Below are 18,591 nucleotides of genomic sequence, written 5' to 3'. Positions count from 1 at the left end.
CTGTTCCGGCAGCCGCCGGCCTCTCGGGCGGCCGCACGCATAACGTAACGCAGTAACGCCTCTACGGAGCGTCATCCCGGCTGCCGGGCGGTCACCCCCAGACTCGCGTGGTGGCTCCCCATGTGCCGGACGAACTCCCTTCCGTGGGAGGTCAGTTCATCGGACTCGGCGAGCACCGACAAGGCCTCGGCCACCTGGTACCGGCAGACCTCGAACCGTTCGGCGGCGCGCCGCCGCCACGCCCAGGCGGGTCCCGCCCGGGCCCGCCACCACAGGTCCATCAGCGCCAGATGGGCGTACGCCCCCTGCAGCACGCCCGGGACCGGGCGCGGGTCGTGCCGCCAGCCGACCCGGTGCAGGGCGTCGCCGGGCCGCCACAGCGGGACCAGTTCGTCGAGGACGGCCAGCTTGGTGTGGTGCGTCTCGTGCACCAGCGTCTCGGCCAGCTCCCGGCGCTCGGCGGGGAGCTGGGTCAGCACGGCGCCGGGCGCGGTGCGCAGGGTGGCGCTCATCGGCGTACCGGTGCCCGCCGGAGGTACCAGCGGGACGACGGCACGCACCAGCGCGGTCGTCTCGGCGGCCCGGGCCGGGTGGGCCGCGGCGAGCAGCGCGAGGGCGTCGCGCCAGCGGACGGCCCAGGCGGCGTGGTCGGAGTAGGGGCGCTCGGCGGCGGGCAGCGCGGCCGGGCCGATGCCGCCCGCCGGCACCCGGTAGGGGTCCACGTCGTCGAGGACGGCGGTGCCGCCGGGCAGCGTGTGCAGCGCCGACCAGGCCAGTGTGGCGCCGGGCGTCCAGCGGGTGCCGGGTCCCGGCGGCGCCGCGCCGGGCAGCGTGAGGCAGTCGCCCGCGCCGTCGGTGATCCGCACGGCACCGGCGCGCGCACCGATCCGGACCCGGCCGCGGGCGCAGCGCAGCAGCCCGATGCCGGGCAGCGACAGGGTGCCGGACGGCAGGTCGCGGGTGGTGGTGAACCGGCAGCCCGCCCGCACGGCGGCGGCGACGGCGACCCCGCCCAGATGGGCGAGCCCATCCGCGAAGGCAGGGCCGTCGGGCGCGGCGAGCAGGTCGGCGAGCCAGGCGCCGGTGGTCGGGTAGTCGAGCACGGCGCGTACGGCCGTGACGTCGGTCCGCTCGGCCCGCTCCAGCAGCGCCCAGTCGTCCTCGAAGCGCCGCCGCGCCGCCACCGGCAGGGTGCCGCGCCGCCCTTCGACCCGGACCAGGAGCGACTTCAGCAGCAGCATCCGGCGGCCGTGCAGGGCGCCCCGCAGGGCCCCGGTCGCCCCGGTCGACGGCCGGGTGCGCGCCAGTTCCCGCAGGACGCGGGCCGGGACCACCGCGGGAGGTGCGCCCCCGGTCGCGGCGGGGCCGGGCCGCCCCCCGGGGGCGGCGCGGTCCGGGGTCATGCCACGGTGTCCTCGCCGTGCAGGGGCCGCCGCGCGTGACCGGCCGAAAACATATGCCCGGCGGGTCTGCCCGGCACGAGCTCGTCGTCGCTGCCGGTGGTGTACCAGACCCGGCGCAGCCCTTCGGAGTCCGCGAGCACCACGTCCACCGCCGCGAGCACCGCCGGATCGTCCAGGGCACGCAAGGTCCGCAGGTCGACGTCGGTGAGGTCGGGCGGGAACGCGACCTCGCCGGCGTCCTCGCCGAGGCCGGCCACCCCTGTCCTTCGCTCCCCCACCCTCGGCTCCTCCCTGCCCCACGCCCGCCCCGCGCAGCCGCAGTGGCTGCCGACTTCTTCCCGACAGGCCGGTGGCAGAAACCCCGGAGGCCTCAACTCCGGTCAAGTTCGCCCGAGTTGATCCATTCTTGCGTCCAGGGCCACCACGGTGGAGCGATATCCCGCCACTCCCGCGCCGGCACCGACCGGGCGTCCGCCGCCGGTGGCTCCCGTTCCGCCCGCCGGGTCAGCTCGACATCGACCCAGTCGACCTCGTGCAGCGCGCCGACGAGCCGCTGCCACTGCTCCCGGGCCGCCCGGAACGCCCCGCGGGCCGCGCCGGGCCGTCCCATCAGCGCGAGCACGGTGCCGGTGCCGTGCCGGGCCCGCGCGGCCGTCACCGAGCCCGGGTCGCCGCCGTGCGCCGCCTGCGCCTCCCGCTCGGCGTTCTCGTACGCCTGGAGCGCGTCCGCCAGCACCGGCGCGCCCGCGTGGTACCAGCCCTCCAGCCGCACCCGCCCCAACTGCAGCCACACCTCGGCGCGCACGGCCGCGTCGGTCGCCGCGCGCACCGCCTGGCCGAGCAGGTGCCGGCTCTCGAACAGGTCGGGCAGGAAGCCGACATGGCGGAACCGCTGGGCGAGCGCGCTGCCGACCAGCCCCTGGAGGCGGCCCCGGTGCGCGGACCGGGCGGGCAGCGCGGTGAGCGCCTCGCGCAGCACGGACTCGGCCCGGTCCACGATGCCCGCGCCGTCCGCGGCGGAGGCCCGTCGCAGCAGCGACTCGCCCCAGGCGGTGAGCAGCCGGAACCGCCGGGTGGCGTCGGCGGGGGCGAGCCGCACGGCCCGCTCCCACGCCTCGTCGGCCTCCCGGTGCTCCCCCGCCGCGTCGTGGAACGCGGCCAGGGCGGCCAGGCACGGCACCAGCAGCGCGGGATCGTCCCCGGCAGCCTCCCGGGCCCGCCGCAGCGCCTGCCGGGACTCGGCGTCCTCGGCCCCGGCCGCGCGCAGCGCCCGCGCCAGGTCGAGCAGCGCGGGGCCCCGTACGGCGTCGGCGGCCCCTTCCGCGTCCAGCAGCGCGCATCCCTCGCGCAGTTCGGCGGTGGCCGCGCCGGGCCGCCGCAGATCGAGCAGCAGCCGGCCGCGCAGCAGCAGCCGCGCCCGGTGCACCGCGACCTCCCAAGGCAGCGCGCCCCCGCGACGCCCGGCATCCCGCCCGCCCGACTCCTGCGACACACCGGCCCCGAGGTCTCGCCCGCCCACCTCCCGCACCGCACCGGCCTCGACGTCCTCACCGCCCAACTCCCCCGTCACACCGGCACCGGAGTCCCGGACGCTCAACTCCTGCGACACACCGGCCTCGTGTACCGGCGCCACGGTCTCGGGGCCACTCGACTCCTGCCGTACGCCGGACCCGCGCCCGGGCGCCCCGGCCCCCCGGCCGCCCGACTGCTGTGGCACGCCCGACCCACGCACCGGCGCACCGGCCTCCCGGCGCCCCGGCTCCTGCGGCACTCCCCTGTCGCCCACCGCGGCCTCCGCGTCCGGCCGTTCCCCGGTCAGCCAGGTTCGTGCCCGCTCGGTCAGCTCCGGCCAGGGTGGGTCGTCCGGGTCCAGGACCCGCAGGGCGGCGCCGAGGTGGTCGGGGTCCGCCGTCAGGTGCCACAGCTCACGTCGGCAGGAGGCCAGCTCCAGGGCGGCGTCGGCCCGCGCGCGCCCGTCGGCCGCCGCGTGCGCGGCGGTGAGCGCGGCGACGGCGTCGCGCAGCAGCCCGTCCCGCCGGCCCTCCGCGCGGGCCGCCGCCGTACCGGCCTCGGCGCGCAGCACACGGCCGAGGAGCAGGTGGGCGCGAACGCCGCCGCCGGGTTCCGGGGCGGCAGGGGAGCCGGCGTCGGCGGTCACGGCGAGGATCTGGTCCCGGGCGCGCCGCAGCGCCTCCGGGTCGGCCAGCTGCCGCCACTGCACGAGGAGCCGTTCGGCCTCGGTCAGCGGGTCGGGGGTGACCAGGTCGGGCAGGTAGAAGCGCAGCACCCGGGCGGGGATGCGGGCGAACAGCTCGGCCTCGACGCCCCCGCCGCCGTCCCCGTCTCCCTCGGCGAGCCGACCGGTGCCGGCCGCCGGGTCGTGCTCGGCGAGCCGGGCCGCGGCCAGGGCGGCGAAGTTGCGGGTGCCCTTGCCGAAGTGCCTTTCCACATAGGCCGAGCAGTGCTTGAGGACGAGCCCGGCGGTGTCCTGGTCGAGGGAGGACAGCAGCACGTCCTGCACCCGGGACGAGTAGGCGAAGCACGGCTGGTCCCCGGTGCCGGGCAGCTGGGTGAGCAGCCCGCCGAGCAGGACCTCGGCCAGTTCCATGGGGCCGGTGTCGGGCAGCATGGCCCGCTGGACCAGTTGCATGACGGGCAGGGTGAGGGGCGCGGCGGCGAGGTAGACGGCCAGCCGGAGCGCGCCGGGCGAGGCACCGGCGCGGAAGGCCCGCAGGAGGTCGTCGTCGCCGCGCGGGGGCGCGGCGCCGTCGCCCGCGTCCCGCGCCGCCGTGCCGGGGTGGGCGTAGGCGGCCCAGGCGTGCTCGCTGGTGGGTCCGGTGCCCGCGAGCAGCCGGGCGAAGGCCTGGAAGGCCTCCGGGGTGGGCTGGAGGACGGGCACGGGCCGGGCGCCGGGCGGCGGTTCCTCCCAGGGCTCGTCCTCGGGCAGGAAGTCCAGGCGCCCGCCGCTCTCACCGGCGCGGAACAGCACGCCGGGCTCGGCGGGCAGCGCGGTACGGCCCCACAGCCGGGGCGGCAGCGGCTGCACCACGGCCAGCGGCGCGGTGCGCGGCCACCCGTGCAGCAGCCGCTGGGCGGTGCCGTCCTGCCACAGTGGGCCCACGCAGTCGCTGATGACGAAGGTGAGCCGCCGTCCGCTGGGGTCGTGCAGCTCCTCGGCCGGGCGCAGCCGGGTGTGCCGGCCGGGGCCCGCGGTCGTACCGACGAGCGGGCCGCCGGAGTCGTCGGCGTACAGGTGGTGGACGCGGACGGAGGCGAAGGCGCCGGACTGCTGGCACGCCTGCCGGAGTTCCTCGACCATCTGCCCCCACACGGCCATGGCGGGGCCGGTGTCCATGAGCAGCTGGACGTCGCAGCGCCGGCGGCGGCCGGGGCGGGTGACGGGCAGCAGGATGCCGCTGGCGGCGGCGCGTTCCGCGGTGGCGTCCTCGTCGATCCGCTCGTCCCGGCCGCGCCCGGAGGCGGTGCGGTAGCGGCCGAGGGCGCGCAGCGCCTTCTCCAGTTCGAGCAGTCCGGGCAGGGCGCCGGCGGCGGGGGCGCGGACCGGGAAGGCGGTGGGAGCGCCGTCGCCGCCCGGACGGGGGCCGGGGGTCACGTCGGTGCGCGGGCCCGGGGTGTGCAGGGCGACGGCGGGTGCGGGCGTCTCGGAGGGCGGCGGGGACGGCGTCCGTTCCTCGGGCCGGCCGGCCGGGTGCGTGTCCGGCGCGGTGCCCGGCCGGTCCGCCCGGCCGGGTGCCGGGGTGGCGGGCTGGTCCCGGGGCGGGGCGGCGCCGAACAACCGGGCGAGCCAGAGCGCGTCCGCCACGTCCTCGGCGGTCGGCTGCAGCCCGCCCTGGCGGAGCTTGCCGATCAGCTCGCCCAGACGGTCCCGGCGCATCCCCGGCATCGGCCCCTCACCTCGTACGGTCGAGCGGCTGCATGAGCATCTCCGCGATCCGCTCCCGGGTCAGCCCCTGGGCGTGCGGGTCGTGCTGGGTGAGGAACAGGGCGTTGAGCAACTGGTCCGCGGCGAGCACCTCGCCGGGTTCGCGCTCCAGGAAACGGCGGATCAGGTCGGCGCCCGCGGCGACGCCCTCCGTGCCGAGGTGGGCCTCGACCATCGCGGTGAGCTGCTCCTCGCCGGGCGGGTCCAGCTCCAGCTGGACGCAGCGGCGCAGCAGCGGGGCGGGGAAGTCGCGTTCGCCGTTGGAGGTCAGCACGATCACCGGGAACGCGGTGCACGCGATCCGCCCGCCGCGCACGGCGACCCGGTCACCGTCGTGCGTGAGCACCTCGACGACGGGTTCGCGGTCGGCCAGCCGCTCCAGTTCGGGGATCGAGAACTCGCCCTCCTCCAGCGTGTTCAGCAGGTCGTTGGGCAGGTCGAGGTCGCTCTTGTCGAGTTCGTCGATGAGCAGCACGCGCGGCTGCCCGGCCGGGAGGAGGGCGGTGCCGAGCGGGCCGAGCCGGACGTAGGAGCCGATGCCGGGCGCGGCGGCGGGGCCGTCGCCCCCGCGGGCCCGCTCCAGCTGCACGTCCTGGAGCCTGCCTATGGCGTCGTACCGGTACAGGCCGTCCTGGAGGGCGGTGCGGCTGACGATGGGCCAGCGCAGCACCTTGCCCAGGCCGAGTTCGTGGGCGATCGCGTACGCCAGGGTCGACTTGCCCGTGCCCGGATTGCCCGTCACCAGCAGGGGCCGGCGCAGGTAGAGCGCTGCGTTGACCGCGTCCACCTCGGCCGGCCGGGGCGCGTAGTTCTCGACCAGACGGCGGCGCACCCCGAGCCGGCGGGCGCTGCTCGGGTCCTCGGAACCGTCCCCGGCGCCGTCCCGGGAGGCCTCGAAGTCGCGCCAGGGCGGTGGCGCCGGCAACCGTCCCATGCCGTCGTGCGGCTGACCGACTCCGCGGTAGATCCGCCAGTCGTTCACCTTGGGCTCCTCCCGGCTTCGGTGATCATGCAGCGGGTCCGGCCGTACGACGTACGAGGCTAGCGCCTGCCGGCCGGGTCCGCCGAGGTTCGGGGCGTCCGATGGCCATCCCCCGGCCGTACGAACACCCTTTCTTCCTACACGAGTTGACGGGGCGTCCGACGGGCCGGCGGGGTCAGCCGCCGGGGGCTGCCAGCGGCGGCGGGCGCATGGTCTGCGTCCCGTACGACGGCCGGTCGGGCGGATCGAACAGCACGGCGATCCTGCCGCGCAGGCCTTGGGCCCGGGCGGTGTCCGGGTCGGCCAGCCGGATGCGCAGGTCACGGACCGGGCCGTGCAGCCCCTCGGCGTGCCGGGCGCGGTCCAGCAGCCGGGCCGCCTGTCGGTGGAAGTCCCGGCACTCGTCGGGGTCGTGCCGGTCGCGCCGCCACAGCACCACCGGGTACCCGGCCATCAGCGCGTCCTTCATCGCCGCCCGCCCCTCGCCACTGCCGACCGGGCCGCAGTAGACCGGCACGGAGGCGTCGTCCATCGCCGACAGCGCGCCGTAGAACGGGTACCTGCCCCCGGCGCGCACCCCCGCGGGGTGACCCTCGACGGGCCCCTCGGCGGCGGGCCGCCCGTGCAGCGGCTCGTGCGCCAGCGGCCCGCGCAGCACGCCCGCCCAGCGCCTGCGCCACTCCGGGGACGGTGCCCGCCCGTTGCGCCGGACGTCCCGTACGACGACCGTCCGCCGCATCCCGAGCGGCATGGCGCGCTCGTCGACGAGGTCGTCGTCGTCCTCGGCGTACCCGCCGTCGGCGGCCTCCTGCCCGTCGGGCGGGTCGGGCACCAACTGCCATTCGTCCACCGGAAGATCGAACAGCTTGCGCGGCAGGAACACCTCGATCGCGGCCAGGTGCTCGCCGTGGTCCCCCTGGCTCAGCGCCCGGGCCAGCGGCTCCCGCAGCACCTCCGCCAGCTCCTCGGCCCGCGCGCCCCGGTCGTCCGCGTCGACCGGCGTGACGTCCCGGCCGTCGTAGACCAGCTGCACACTCCAGGGATACCGGCCGTCGTACATCGGCGCCCCCACCTTCACCAGCACATCGGTACGAGCGCCCGCCGGGGGTACGACGGCGGGGCCGGGCTGCCGCAGAAGGCTCACCGCTCCCGGACCGCCGGCGGTGAGGGGTTCGACGGGAACGGCGGTGGTCGGCACGGCGACGGGCACGAACCCCGCGGGCGCCTCGGCGAGCCGGCCGCCGCCGAGCGGTGACACGGGAGGGGCGGAGGAGGGCAGTTGCACGGGGTTCGTCACCGCGGACTCGGCACCCGAGGACGGCAGTTGTGCCGCGTCCGTCGCCGTCGGCTCGGCGGCCGGGGCCACGGGACCGTTCGGAGACGGAAGTTGCACGGGGCCTGCCACCCTCGACACGACAGCCGGGTCCACGGGTCCCGCCGGGGGTGGAAGTTGCGGCTCGCTCGTCGCAGCAGTCCCGACCGTCGGATCCACGGGACCGGCCGGGGACGGCAGTTGCACGGGGTTCGTCACCGCGGACTCGGCGGCCGGGTCGACGGGGACAGCAGGGGACGGCAGTTGCACGAGGCCCGTCGCACCGGACTCGCCGTCCGGGGACGGTAGTTGTACCGCGCTCGTCGGCGTCGGCTCGGGGGCTGGGTCGGCGGGGCCGGACGGCGACGGCACCGCCACGGCGCCCGTGCGGGCCGGTGCTTCGACGGTCCCGCCCGCGGACGGGGTCTGCCCGTCCGCCTCCCGGGTGAGCCCTGCGGCGGGTCCGCCCGGTCCCGCGGTCCGCCCGGTCCCCGTGGCCCGGCCGTTCTCTCCGCCGGTCGCCGCGCGTCCCGGCACGTGCCCGCCCCCCGGCCCGCCGCTGTCCTCCCTGTGCTCCAGCAGGGAGCGGATGGCCTCGCCGACCGCCCAGTTCCGGTGGCCGGCCGCCTGCCCGGCGATCCACGCGGCGAACGCGCGCAGGTGGCGCGGATCCACCCCGTCGGCACCCTCCCGTGCGGCCTGGCGCACCACCTTCGCCGCGTACAGCAGGACCGCGTCGAGGTCGACCAGCGTCCCGCCGCCGCCCGGCTCCAGCGTGCGCAGGCCGTACAGCAGGCCGGCGCCCTCCCGCCAGGTCCGTACGTTGCGCACCATCAGCGACGGCAGCCGCTCGCCGCGCACCTGCGCCTTCACGTCCTCCACGAGGTGGACGACCTCGCCGGCCCCGGCGGGCGGCGGCAGCTGCGCGAGATGGCCGTAGAGGCGGGTGCGCAGTTCCGCGGTGATTCCGGAGACCGCGGGCCCGGTCACCGGCAGGGCGGAGTGGAGGGCGGTCCAGTCCGGCTCCGGCAACGGGGTGCCGAGGCGGCCCAGGTGGTACAGGTCGTGCGCCCGCAGCACCTCCCGCACCGTCCGGCCGCCGTCGCGTGCGTCCAGCAGTTCGTAGAGCGCGGTGACCGGTACGGCGACGCCGTCCTCCCGGCGCCGCCCCTTGGTCACGCCGATGACGGAACCCTGCCGCAGGTCGAGCACCGGCCCCCCGGACAGTCCGCCGACCGGCAGGCTGCCCGCGAGCAGCAGGGCCCGCGCGTCGGAGCCGGCCAGTTCTCCGACGGCGTGCCGGATGCCCAGCTCGCCGGTCTGCACGGACCAGCCGTAGAGCCCGAGCGGCGTCCGGGGGCCAGGTTCCCGGTCGCCGAGCCACAGACAGGGCACGTCCTCGGCGCCGGGCACCCGGACGAGCGCGAGGTCGGGGAACGGCCACGGGTCGCGCGGCGCCTGAGAGGGGCCCGGCCGTGGTGCGACGAGCACGGCGGTACCGGTGCCGGTGCGCTCGGCCCAGGCGTCGGCGGCGGTGCGCTCCTGCCAGGTCACGCCCATGGCGCTCTCTCCTCGGCACACCGCAGCTCCCCCCTTCCCCACCACATGCGCGCAGGTCAGCAGCCACCCTGGGGCCACGAAGAAGCCCGATCCCCAGTACGGGTCACGGTCCGTTGCATACCCGTCACCCGGTGCTCCGATGCGCGCGAGGGAGGGGCGCACCATCTCGCCGAAGGCGCTCATGCGGCGCCGGGGGCCGGGGATCCGGGCGGGACGGCGTCGCCGCCGGGCGGCGGGGTACCGGTGCCGCCGGCGGGTGCCGCCGGTTCGGTCCAGGTCAGGGACACCGTGAGGGAGGACTTGCCGCCGCCCTCCGCGATGGCGCTCACGATCTTGCCGGACTGCGCCGTCAGTTCGATGCCGAAGCCGACGGAGACCTGGACGGGTGCCGGGGTGTCCAGACCGGCGCGCAGGGAGCGCACGACGCCACCGACCGTGCCGGCCAGGCCGCCCGCCATGTCGATGACCCGGTCCCCGAGCCCGGTGTCCCAGTAGCCCCCGTCCGGCCCGTCCTCGTCGGCCGCCCCGATCCTGGCCCAGACGACGGTCCCGTCGTCCAGACGTATGCGTTCCACTCCGCCAGCCATGACGCCCCCGTTCGCCGATGGGAGAAAAAGGCTAACTCCCGGGAAAGGGGAGGGGGAGGGGCAACGGCCGGGACGGCTGGTGATCGCCTACTCGTCGTCCTCGTCGTCGAGCCGGGCGAGCCAGGTGGCCAGCCGCTCCACGGGCACCTCGAAGTCGGGGTTGAGATCCACGAACGTGCGCAGCTGCTCGGCGAGCCACTCGAAGGTGACCTCCTCCTCGCCGCGCCGCTTCTCCAGCTCCTCGATACCGCGGTCGGTGAAGTACATGGGGTGCGTCTCCTGCTTGTGCATCCGGGCCGGTGATGGCTTCAGGACCAGCGTATGCAATCGGCCGAATGTACTCGGCGGCACCCGGTGTCACAGGGGGCGAGCCCCGGCGGGACCGGGTGAGGACCCCGGCGGGACCGGAGGTGAGGACCCCGGCGGACCCGGGAGTGAGGGCCTCGGCGGGCTCGTGGGCGCGGACCCCGACAGCCCCGGAGGCGCGGGCCCCCGCAGCCCTGGGACGCGGGCCCCGGGCGACCTTGGGACTCAGGCCCCGGCGACCCTGGGGCACGGGCCCTTGTAGGCGCCGGGGGCGCGGGCCCTGGCGGCGCCGTCACCCGAAGGAGTGCCTTGACTTCCCGGAGCCACGATATATCGTGTTTCTCAGAGACGCGATATGGCGCGTCGATACCGTGTGCGGCCGAGGAGGTCCCATGTCCGAGTGGTCCGTTGCCGAGCCCCAGAAGCTCACCTTCGACACACCCGTGCGCGACCTCCAGGTCCGCGTAGTCAACGGAACGGTGAACGTCGTGGGCACGGACGAGAGTTCCGCACGCCTCGAGGTCTCGCAGATCGAAGGCCCGCCCCTGGTGGTCACCCATCGCAACGGCACCCTGACCGTGGCCTACGAGGACCTGCCCTGGAAGGGCTTCCTCAAGTGGCTCGACCGCAAGGGCTGGCGCCGCAGCGCGGTCGTCTCCCTGGCCGTCCCCGCGGACACGCGGGTCGAGGTGGGCGTGGTCGGCGCCGGCGCGGTCGTCTCCGGCATCAGCGGCCAGGCGGTGGTCAAGGGCGTCACGGGCGACACGACCCTGGTGGGCGTGTCGGGGGCGGTCCGCGCGGACACCGTGTCGGGGAACCTGGAGGCGCAGGCGGTCACCGGCGAGCTGCGTTTCAACTCGGTCTCCGGAGACCTGACCGTGGTCGAGGGCGCGGGCCCCTCCGTCCGGGCCGACTCCGTCAGCGGCTCCATGATCATCGACCTGGACCCGGACGGCCCCACGGACGTCAGCCTCACCAGCGTGTCGGGCGAGATCGCGATCCGCCTGCCGCACCCGGCGGACGCGGAGGTGGAGGCGAACACGGCGAGCGGCACGATCTCCAACGCCTTCGAGGGGCTCCGCGTGCACGGCCAGTGGGGCGCCCACAAGATCACCGGCCGGCTCGGCGCGGGCACCGGACGGCTCCGGGCCACCACCGTCTCCGGCTCGATCGCCCTGCTCCGCCGCCCGTCCCACGAGGACGGACGGGACACCGCGTGGGAGGCCGAGCCGCCCCGTCACCCCGACGCCCCGGCCGACGGCACGACCGACAAGAAGGTGCTCTGACATGCCCCCCGTCTTCGCCCACGGCCGCCTGCGCCTGTACCTGCTGAAGCTGCTCGACGAGGCCCCGCGCCACGGCTACGAGGTGATCAGGCTCCTGGAGGAGCGCTTCCAGGGGCTGTACGCCCCCTCCGCGGGCACGGTCTACCCCCGACTGGCCAAGCTGGAGGCCGAGGGCCTGGTCACGCACACCACCGAGGGCGGCCGCAAGGTGTACGCCATCACGGACGCGGGCCGCGCCGAACTGGCCGACCGCAGTGGCGAACTGGCCGATCTGGAGCTGGAGATCCGCGAGTCGGTCGCGGAACTGGCCGCCGAGATCAAGGCGGACGTGCGCGGCGCGGCCGGAGACCTGCGCCGCGAGATGCGCGCCGCCGCCACCGAGGCCCGCCGGGGCCCGAGGGCCGGCGCCGAGGCGGGCCCCTTCGGGGAGTACGGCGACCTGGGCGACAAGGAGGCCTGGCGCGCCGCAAAGGAGGAGATGCGCCGGGTCAAGCAGGAGTGGAAGGAACAGGCTCGCCGCGCCAAGGACGAGAGTCGCCGGGCCCGCGAGGAGGCCCAGCGGGCCCGCCACCAGGCCCAGGAGGCGCAGGCGAGGGCACGGGCCCAGGCGCAGGAGGAGATGCAGCGCATCGCGCGCCGGGTCCAGGACCGCGTCCAGGACCACTTCTCGCGCGGCGACTGGCCGACCGGCGTCCGCGAGGGCCTGACCGAACTGGCCAAGGAGTTCGGCGACTTCGGCAAGGACATGGGCAAGGAGTTCGGCAAGGACTGGGGCTTCAACCGGACCTCGCACTCGGCCGCGCCGACGGCGGAGCCGCACTACACCGCTCCCGCGGAGGACTTCCCGGTCGAGTACGAACCCTCGTGGACCCACGAGGACTTCACCGGCGAGCCGATCCGCGACCTGGACCGCCTCCTGGACCGCTTCCGCGACGACATCCGCGACGCGGCCCGCGACAACGGAGTCACCCCCACCCAACTCCACGACACCCGCCACCACCTGTCCACAGCGGCGGCCCACATCGCAGCCATCCTCCACCGCCCGACAAAGTAACCGAGCCCCATTCACGCCGGGGCCCAGCCACCCAGGGGACGACGTGGGTTGGCAGGCGGCGGGGAGTCGGCAGGTGGCGGGTCGGCGGGCGGCGGGCGGCCGGCGGAGGTGAGTCGGCGGGGCGACGGCCGGCGGCCGGGCACTCGGCGGGGCGACGGCCGACAGCCAGGGGCGGTCGGGCGGCATACGGCAGACGGCAGACGGCAGACGGCAGACGGCAGCCAAGCCGGGATCCAGGCCGGAGGCCGGGCGGCCCAGCCCTCCAGCCGACCGAGTCGGGTGGGCGGGTGGGCAAACCGGCCGCCCCTCACCCCGCCTCCGCCACCCCCACCCCGTACAACACCCTCGTCACCGACTCGTACGTAACCCCCTCGTCCGCCAGCACCTCCGCCGCCACCCCCGGCAGGACGGTGAGCGCCAGCAACAGGTGCTCGTCGCCGATGTGCCGGTCGCGGCGGGCCAGGGCCACCCGCAGGGCCTTCTCCAGCACACCCTTCGCGTCCCGTCCGAAGGCCGGCCGGCGCCCCGGCCGCCACCCCGGGTCCCGGCCGCCGGACATCGCCCCGGCGCCGTGCACCTCCTCCACCCGGGCCACGATCTCCGACACGTCGATACCCAGCCCCGCCAGTGCGTCCGTGTCGGCCCGGGTCAGCCCGGCCCGCCGTCGCGCGTCCTCCAGGGCCCGCCGTACCGGTTCCCGTCGCTCCGTGAGGCCGAGGGCGGCCAGCGCGAAGGAGGCCCGGCTGCCCTCCCGGTCGAGAAGGGCGAGCAGCAGGTGCTCGGGCCCGACGGACCGCACCCCCGCGCGCTCGCAGTCCGCGACCGCCCCCTTCACGACCTCGCGGGCGTCCCTGGTGAAGCGTTCGAACATCACTGCCTCCCGTACTTCTTGTGCACGGCCTGCCTGCTGACGCCGAGCTCCGCGGCGATCTCCTGCCACGACCAGCCCTGGTTGCGCGCGCTGCGCACCTGCACCGCCTCCAGCTGCTCCAGCAGCGTGCGCAGCGCGGCCACGGCCCGCAGTCCGACCCGCGGATCACGGTCGCCCGCACGCTCGGCGAGATCTGTTGCCTCGGTCATGATGTCAACCTACGTTGACAGGCGACCGCTGTCAACCACGGTTGACATCAAGGGGTGGAAAAAGGCGGGCCCGGCACCCCGGACCCGCCGTACACGCCCCGCAGAGGGGGACGTCAGGAGTTGGTGAGCACGATCTTCCCGAACTGCTCCCCGGACGCCAGCCGTTCGAAGCCCTCCCGGGCCCGGTCCATCGGCAGCATCTCGTCGATGACGGGCCGCACCCCCGTCGCGGCGCAGAAGGAGAGCAGGTCCTCCAGCTCGTCCTTGGTGCCCATGGTGGAGCCGACCACCTTCAGTTCGAGGAAGAAGATCCGGGTCAGCTCGGCGTGCGAGGGCCGGTCCCCGCTGGTGGCACCGGAGATGACCAGCGTCCCGCCGGGCCGCAGGGACTTCACCGAGTGGGACCAGGTCGCGGCGCCCACGGTCTCGATGACCGCGTCCACCCGCTGCGGCAGCCGCGCCCCCGACTCCAGGGCCTCCACCGCCCCGAGCTCCAGGGCCCGCTTCCGCTTCGCCTCGTCCCGGCTGGTGGCGAAGACCCGCAGGCCGGCAGCCTTGCCCAGCACGATCGCGGCCGTGGCGACACCGCCGCCGGCGCCCTGCACCAGGACCGAGTCCCCGGGCCGTACCCCGGCGTTGGTGAACAGCATCCGGTAGGCGGTCAGCCACGCGGTCGGCAGACAGGCGGCCTCGGCGAAGGACAGCTCCTTCGGCTTGGGCAGGACGTTGAAGGTCGGCACGGCGACCTGCTCGGCGAAGGTGCCCTGGTAGCGCTCGGTGAGGATGGAGCGCGGCTCGTCCGGGCCGACGCCGTGGCCGGTCTGACCGATGACGGAGTGCAGGACGACCTCGTTGCCGTCCTCGTCGACCCCGGCGGCGTCGCAGCCGAGGATCATCGGCAGCCGGTCCTCCGGAAGGCCGACACCCCGCAGGGACCAGAGGTCGTGGTGGTTGAGGGAAGCGGCGCGCACATGGACGGTGCTCCAGCCGGGACGGGCCTCGGGAGCCGGACGCTCCCCCAACTCGAGGCCGCTGAGCGGCTGGTCGCGGTCGATTCGGGCGGCGTAGACAGCGAACATGGGACCGACGATAGGTGCGCCGTGCACCCGGCGGAACCAGACCGCCCTGTGACACATGCCCTCTTGCGCAAGGGCACCCGCACAGAGCAGCCGGGCACCGGCGCCCCACGGCACCGTCCCGGTACCCGAGCCGGGGGCGGGAGCGGAACCGACGGAACCGACGGAACCGACGGAAAAGGAAAAGGCCCCGTCCGGACGGACGGGGCCATCTCCGCTCGTCGTCAGCGACGGGCGACGCCCGCGGCCCGGGCCGCGGCCGCGACCGCGGCCGTGACGGCGGGAGCGACCCGCTCGTCGAACGGCGACGGGATCACGTAGTCGGCGGCGAGGTCGTCACCGACGACCGCGGCCAGCGCCTCCGCCGCGGCGATCTTCATGCCCTCCGTGATCCGCGAGGCGCGCACCTGCAGCGCGCCCGCGAAGATCCCGGGGAAGGCCAGCACGTTGTTGATCTGGTTCGGGAAGTCCGAACGCCCGGTGGCGACGACCGCCGCGTACTTGTGCGCCACCTCGGGGTGCACCTCGGGGTTCGGGTTGGCCATCGCGAACACGAAGGCGCCCTCCGCCATGGAGGCCACGGCCTCCTCGGCGACCGTACCGCCGGAGACGCCGATGAAGACGTCCGCGCCCGCGAGGGCGTCCTCCAGCGAGCCGGTGATGCCGGCCTTGTTCGTGAAGCCCGCCAGCTCGCGCTTGACCGGGGTCAGGTCCGTCCGGTCGGCCGAGACGACGCCCTTGCGGTCCGCCACGGCCACGTCGCCGATGCCGGCCTCGACCAGCATCTTGGCGATGGCGACACCGGCCGCGCCGGCGCCCGAGATGACCGCGCGCAGCTGCCCGATCTCCCGCCCGCTCAGTCGCGCCGCGTTGCGCAGCGCGGCGAGCGTCACGACGGCCGTGCCGTGCTGGTCGTCGTGGAAGACCGGGATGTCGAGGCGCTCCTGCAGGCGGCGCTCGATCTCGAAGCACCGGGGCGCCGAAATGTCCTCCAGGTTCACTCCGCCGAACGAGGGAGCGAGCCGGACCACGGTCTCGACGATGTCGTCCACGTCGGTGCAGTCGAGCGCGATCGGCACCGCGTCGACACCGCCGAACTGCTTGAACAGGATCGCCTTGCCCTCCATCACGGGGAGGGAGGCCTCGGGACCGATGTCCCCGAGGCCGAGCACCGCGGTGCCGTCGGTCACGACGGCGACCACCGAGGACTTCCATGTGTAGTCGTTGACCAGTTCCGGCTGCTCCGCGATCGCGGTGCACACGCGCGCCACACCGGGCGTGTACGCGAGGGAAAGGTCGTCCTTGTCGCGGACCGGCACGGTGGCCTGCACTGCCATCTTGCCGCCGCGGTGGAGCGCGAACACGGGATCGAAGGAATCGAGGGGCTCGGCCCCGCCGTCCTGATCCGTACTGTTGTCGCTGCGAGGATTGACGATCTCCGCTGCCACTTTGTTGTACCCCTTAGGTATGCATGGTTTGAGGGTCGACCACTCCTGGTGAGGGGTGGGCGGGCACCGCGTACGGCCCGATTGCGGATACGTACGAGCAATACGCGACGGGCGCGCCGCACACGCGCCCTGAGCCCCGGATGAGGGGTGTAAAGAACCTTCTTACCGGACGGACGGTGCCTGCGACGAGTCCATTAGGTGCAAGGTCACATCTCGGAACCAGAAAGCCACACGCAGGTGACGCGCCGCTGACGGGCGGGCCACCTCTGCTTCGACGGTGTACCCGGAGTCTGCGGAGCAAGGCTCGACGCCGGCTCGAACGGCGGAAAAGCCGCGGGTGGGGCCGTCCGCATCCTGAGATGTGCCGGAGATTCTCCGGCCCGTTGGCTGGATTCCCGCAGATGGTTCGGCGTGCGGGGGCCAAGGGGGCGCCGTCCTGAGGGGGTTCGGAGGTCACCCGTTATGCGATTTTGACATCGCGGCGCCCTCGAATGGCGTAGTCCGAATGGCAAGATGCCGTAAACCCGCGAGGTCGCGACCACCCGATGGTGCGTGTTCCCGTCGACCCGTCGGCAAACTCTTCCCATACGCCGGAGGAACCCACGATGACCGCACGCTCCACCCGTCGTACCACCGCCGCACGCTCTCCCCTGGCCGCGGTCGGTGCCATCGCGGTCGCAGGCGCCCTGCTGCTCACCGGATGCGGTGACCAGACCAAGGACAAGAACAGCAGCTCCTCCAGCGCCTCCACGAGCGACGCCCCGCTCGCCGGCAAGCTCCCGCAGGACATCAGGAGCAAGGGCAAGATCGAGGTCGGCTCGGACATCGCGTACGCGCCGGTGGAGTTCAAGGACTCCTCGGGCAACGTCGCCGGTCTGGACCCGGACCTCGCCGCGGCCATGGGCAAGCAGCTCGGCGTGAAGCTGGAGTTCCAGAACGGCACCTTCGACGCCCTGCTCACCGGTCTGCGCTCGGGCCGCTACGACATAGCGATGTCCGCGATGACGGACAACAAGAACCGCCAGCAGGGCGTCGACCCGGACACGGGCAAGAAGGTCGGCGAGGGCGTCGACTTCGTCGACTACCTGACCGCGGGCGTCTCCATCTACACCCGCAAGGGCGACACGCAGGGCATCACCGGCTGGACCGACCTGTGCGGCAAGAAGATCGCCGTCGAGCGCGGCACGGTGTCGGAGGACCTGGCCAAGCAGGAGGCCAAGAAGTGTCCGGCCGGCAAGAAGCTCACCATCGAGGCGTTCGACGACGACCAGCAGTCCCAGACCCGGCTGCGCTCAAGCGGTGTGGACGCCGCCTCCTCCGACTTCCCGGTGGCCGCGTACGCGGTGAAGACCTCCGGCGGCGGCAAGGACTTCCAGATCGTCGGCGACCAGGTCGAGGCGGCGCCGTACGGCATCGCGGTCTCCAAGAGCGCCACCCAGCTGCGCGACGCCCTGCAGGCCGCGATGGACGCGATCATCAAGAGCGGTGAGTACCAGAAGATCCTCACGAAGTGGGGCGCCCAGGACGGCGCCGTCAAGCAGTCCGCGATCAACGGCGGCAAGTGACCCGCGGCAGGGCAAGCGGCCACCGAGAGGCAACACCCGTGACTGACACTGAGAAGACGGCCGGGGAGCAGGGCACGCCCCCGGCCGGCCCGGAAGCCGTCAAGGCCATCCCGGTCCGGCACTACGGACGCTACGTGTCCGCCGTCGTCGCCATCGCGATCCTCGTCGCGATCGTCTACGCGTTCGGCCAGGGAAAGATCAACTGGCACGCGGTGCCGGAGTACTTCTTCGACCACCGGATCATGACCGGCGTCGGCAAGACCCTGCTGCTGACGGTCCTGTCGATGCTGATCGGCATCGTCGGCGGCATCGTCCTGGCGATCATGCGGCTGTCGAGGAACCCGGTGACCTCGTCGATCGCCTGGTTCTACATATGGTTCTTCCGCGGCACCCCGGTCCTGGTCCAGCTGTTCCTGTGGTTCAACCTGGGCCTGGTCTTCGAGTACATCAACCTGATGCCGTTCTACAAGGACTACTGGTCGAACTTCATGACGCCGCTGCTGACGGCGCTGCTCGGCCTGGGTCTGAACGAGGCGGCGTACATGGCGGAGATCTGCCGGGCCGGCCTGCTCGCGGTGGACGAGGGCCAGACCGAGGCGGCCCACGCGCTGGGAATGAGCCACGCAAGGACCCTGCGCCGGGTGATCATCCCGCAGGCGATGCGCGTGATCGTGCCGCCGACGGGCAACGAAGTGATCAACATGCTGAAGACGACCTCGCTCGTGGCGGCCGTCCAGTATCCCGAGCTGTTCCGTTACGCCCAGGACATCGGCCAGAACTCCGGCGCCCCGGTGGAGATGTACTTCCTGGCCGCGGCCTGGTACCTGATCATGACCTCGGTCCTGAGCGTGGGCCAGTACTACATCGAGCGGTACTACGCCCGCGGCTCCAGCCGCAGCCTCCCGCCGACCCCGTGGCAGAAGGTCAGGTCGCACCTGACGACCTTCTCGAGCAGGAAGGTCACGGCATGACCGACAAGCCGAGCAACA

The 18,591-nt window shown here is 74.4% G+C and carries 15 protein-coding genes; 4 read left to right on the top strand and 11 right to left on the bottom strand.

The window, feature by feature from the left end; all coding sequences use genetic code 11:
• Positions 1–71: 71 nt before the first annotated feature.
• From ACZ7FF_RS24610 to ACZ7FF_RS24580, 7 genes are all read right to left on the bottom strand, one after another.
• Positions 72–1,403 carry an aKG-HExxH-type peptide beta-hydroxylase gene (locus ACZ7FF_RS24610; protein ID WP_470814418.1) on the bottom strand — a complete coding sequence of 444 codons (1,332 nt, stop codon included), beginning with the start codon at positions 1,401–1,403 and terminating at the stop codon, positions 72–74.
• Positions 1,400–1,681, bottom strand: coding sequence for a hypothetical protein (locus ACZ7FF_RS24605; protein ID WP_470814417.1), 282 nt, complete (start codon positions 1,679–1,681; stop codon positions 1,400–1,402). The genes ACZ7FF_RS24610 and ACZ7FF_RS24605 overlap by 4 nt, the downstream gene beginning before the upstream one ends.
• Positions 1,682–1,773: 92 nt before the next feature.
• The gene (locus ACZ7FF_RS24600) at positions 1,774–5,307 is read right to left on the bottom strand and encodes an SAV_2336 N-terminal domain-related protein (RefSeq protein ID WP_470814416.1); all 3,534 of its coding nucleotides are present in this window, start codon (positions 5,305–5,307) and stop codon (positions 1,774–1,776) included.
• Positions 5,308–5,314: 7 nt separating this feature from the next.
• Positions 5,315–6,328 (bottom strand): AAA family ATPase, encoded by a 1,014-nt coding sequence (locus tag ACZ7FF_RS24595; protein WP_470814415.1) that lies wholly within the window; start codon positions 6,326–6,328, stop codon positions 5,315–5,317.
• A 175-nt stretch (positions 6,329–6,503) separates the two neighbouring features.
• Positions 6,504–9,365 (bottom strand): VMAP-C domain-containing protein, encoded by a 2,862-nt coding sequence (locus ACZ7FF_RS24590; protein ID WP_470814469.1) that lies wholly within the window; start codon positions 9,363–9,365, stop codon positions 6,504–6,506.
• 14 nt (positions 9,366–9,379) lie between these two features.
• The gene (locus ACZ7FF_RS24585) at positions 9,380–9,775 is read right to left on the bottom strand and encodes a CU044_2847 family protein (RefSeq protein ID WP_470814414.1); all 396 of its coding nucleotides are present in this window, start codon (positions 9,773–9,775) and stop codon (positions 9,380–9,382) included.
• Positions 9,776–9,874: 99 nt separating this feature from the next.
• Positions 9,875–10,054, bottom strand: coding sequence for a DUF6104 family protein (locus ACZ7FF_RS24580; protein ID WP_003992906.1), 180 nt, complete (start codon positions 10,052–10,054; stop codon positions 9,875–9,877).
• A 431-nt stretch (positions 10,055–10,485) separates the two neighbouring features.
• Here ACZ7FF_RS24580 and ACZ7FF_RS24575 point away from each other — a divergent pair, with 431 nt between their 5' ends.
• Together ACZ7FF_RS24575 and ACZ7FF_RS24570 are read left to right on the top strand one after the other, a co-directional pair.
• On the top strand, positions 10,486–11,379 hold the full coding sequence (locus ACZ7FF_RS24575) for a DUF4097 family beta strand repeat-containing protein (protein ID WP_470814413.1): 894 nt from the start codon (positions 10,486–10,488) through the stop codon (positions 11,377–11,379).
• A gap of 1 nt (position 11,380) precedes the next feature.
• Positions 11,381–12,433 carry a PadR family transcriptional regulator gene (locus ACZ7FF_RS24570; protein ID WP_470814412.1) on the top strand — a complete coding sequence of 351 codons (1,053 nt, stop codon included), beginning with the start codon at positions 11,381–11,383 and terminating at the stop codon, positions 12,431–12,433.
• Positions 12,434–12,740: 307 nt separating this feature from the next.
• On the opposite strand, the gene ACZ7FF_RS24565 is transcribed toward ACZ7FF_RS24570, so the two are convergent.
• The 4 genes from ACZ7FF_RS24565 to ACZ7FF_RS24550 all read right to left on the bottom strand — a co-directional run bounded on the left by ACZ7FF_RS24565 (position 12,741) and on the right by ACZ7FF_RS24550 (position 16,037).
• Positions 12,741–13,304, bottom strand: a complete 564-nt coding sequence (locus ACZ7FF_RS24565) for a Clp protease N-terminal domain-containing protein (protein ID WP_470814411.1) — start codon at positions 13,302–13,304, stop codon at positions 12,741–12,743.
• Entirely contained in the window at positions 13,304–13,513 is a 210-nt protein-coding gene (locus ACZ7FF_RS24560) for a helix-turn-helix domain-containing protein (RefSeq protein WP_470814410.1), read from the bottom strand. Before ACZ7FF_RS24560 ends, ACZ7FF_RS24565 begins: the two co-directional genes overlap by 1 nt.
• Before the next feature lie 113 nt (positions 13,514–13,626).
• The gene (locus ACZ7FF_RS24555; RefSeq protein ID WP_470814409.1) at positions 13,627–14,592 is read right to left on the bottom strand and encodes a zinc-binding dehydrogenase; all 966 of its coding nucleotides are present in this window, start codon (positions 14,590–14,592) and stop codon (positions 13,627–13,629) included.
• Between the two features lie 221 nt (positions 14,593–14,813).
• On the bottom strand, positions 14,814–16,037 hold the full coding sequence (locus ACZ7FF_RS24550) for an NAD(P)-dependent malic enzyme (RefSeq protein ID WP_470814408.1): 1,224 nt from the start codon (positions 16,035–16,037) through the stop codon (positions 14,814–14,816).
• 605 nt (positions 16,038–16,642) lie between these two features.
• On the opposite strand from ACZ7FF_RS24550, the gene ACZ7FF_RS24545 reads away from it, so the two are divergent.
• Both ACZ7FF_RS24545 and ACZ7FF_RS24540 read left to right on the top strand, forming a co-directional pair.
• Complete coding sequence (locus ACZ7FF_RS24545) at positions 16,643–17,602, top strand: ABC transporter substrate-binding protein (RefSeq protein ID WP_470814407.1); 960 nt, start codon at positions 16,643–16,645, stop codon at positions 17,600–17,602.
• 38 nt (positions 17,603–17,640) lie between these two features.
• Positions 17,641–18,573 (top strand): amino acid ABC transporter permease, encoded by a 933-nt coding sequence (locus ACZ7FF_RS24540; protein WP_470814406.1) that lies wholly within the window; start codon positions 17,641–17,643, stop codon positions 18,571–18,573.
• The last annotated feature ends 18 nt before the right edge of the window (positions 18,574–18,591 follow it).

The sequence above is a fragment of the Streptomyces sp. NPDC037126 genome, from assembly GCF_055605965.1.
The sequence above is the reverse complement of the archived record's forward strand: the minus strand, read 5'-3'. Positions and strand labels throughout refer to the sequence as shown.

What these genes read in the sequence shown, in the direction of transcription:
- ACZ7FF_RS24575 (WP_470814413.1), top strand. Translation starts at nt 10,486, where the DNA reads ATGTCCGAGTGGTCCGTTGCCGAGCCCCAGAAGCTCACCTTCGACACA.
- ACZ7FF_RS24590 (WP_470814469.1), bottom strand. Translation starts at nt 9,365, where the DNA reads ATGGTGCGCCCCTCCCTCGCGCGCATCGGAGCACCGGGTGACGGGTAT.
- ACZ7FF_RS24555 (WP_470814409.1), bottom strand. Translation starts at nt 14,592, where the DNA reads ATGTTCGCTGTCTACGCCGCCCGAATCGACCGCGACCAGCCGCTCAGC.
- ACZ7FF_RS24545 (WP_470814407.1), top strand. Translation starts at nt 16,643, where the DNA reads ATGACCGCACGCTCCACCCGTCGTACCACCGCCGCACGCTCTCCCCTG.
- ACZ7FF_RS24570 (WP_470814412.1), top strand. Translation starts at nt 11,381, where the DNA reads ATGCCCCCCGTCTTCGCCCACGGCCGCCTGCGCCTGTACCTGCTGAAG.
- ACZ7FF_RS24560 (WP_470814410.1), bottom strand. Translation starts at nt 13,513, where the DNA reads ATGACCGAGGCAACAGATCTCGCCGAGCGTGCGGGCGACCGTGATCCG.
- ACZ7FF_RS24600 (WP_470814416.1), bottom strand. Translation starts at nt 5,307, where the DNA reads ATGCCGGGGATGCGCCGGGACCGTCTGGGCGAGCTGATCGGCAAGCTC.
- ACZ7FF_RS24610 (WP_470814418.1), bottom strand. Translation starts at nt 1,403, where the DNA reads ATGACCCCGGACCGCGCCGCCCCCGGGGGGCGGCCCGGCCCCGCCGCG.
- ACZ7FF_RS24565 (WP_470814411.1), bottom strand. Translation starts at nt 13,304, where the DNA reads ATGTTCGAACGCTTCACCAGGGACGCCCGCGAGGTCGTGAAGGGGGCG.
- ACZ7FF_RS24580 (WP_003992906.1), bottom strand. Translation starts at nt 10,054, where the DNA reads ATGTACTTCACCGACCGCGGTATCGAGGAGCTGGAGAAGCGGCGCGGC.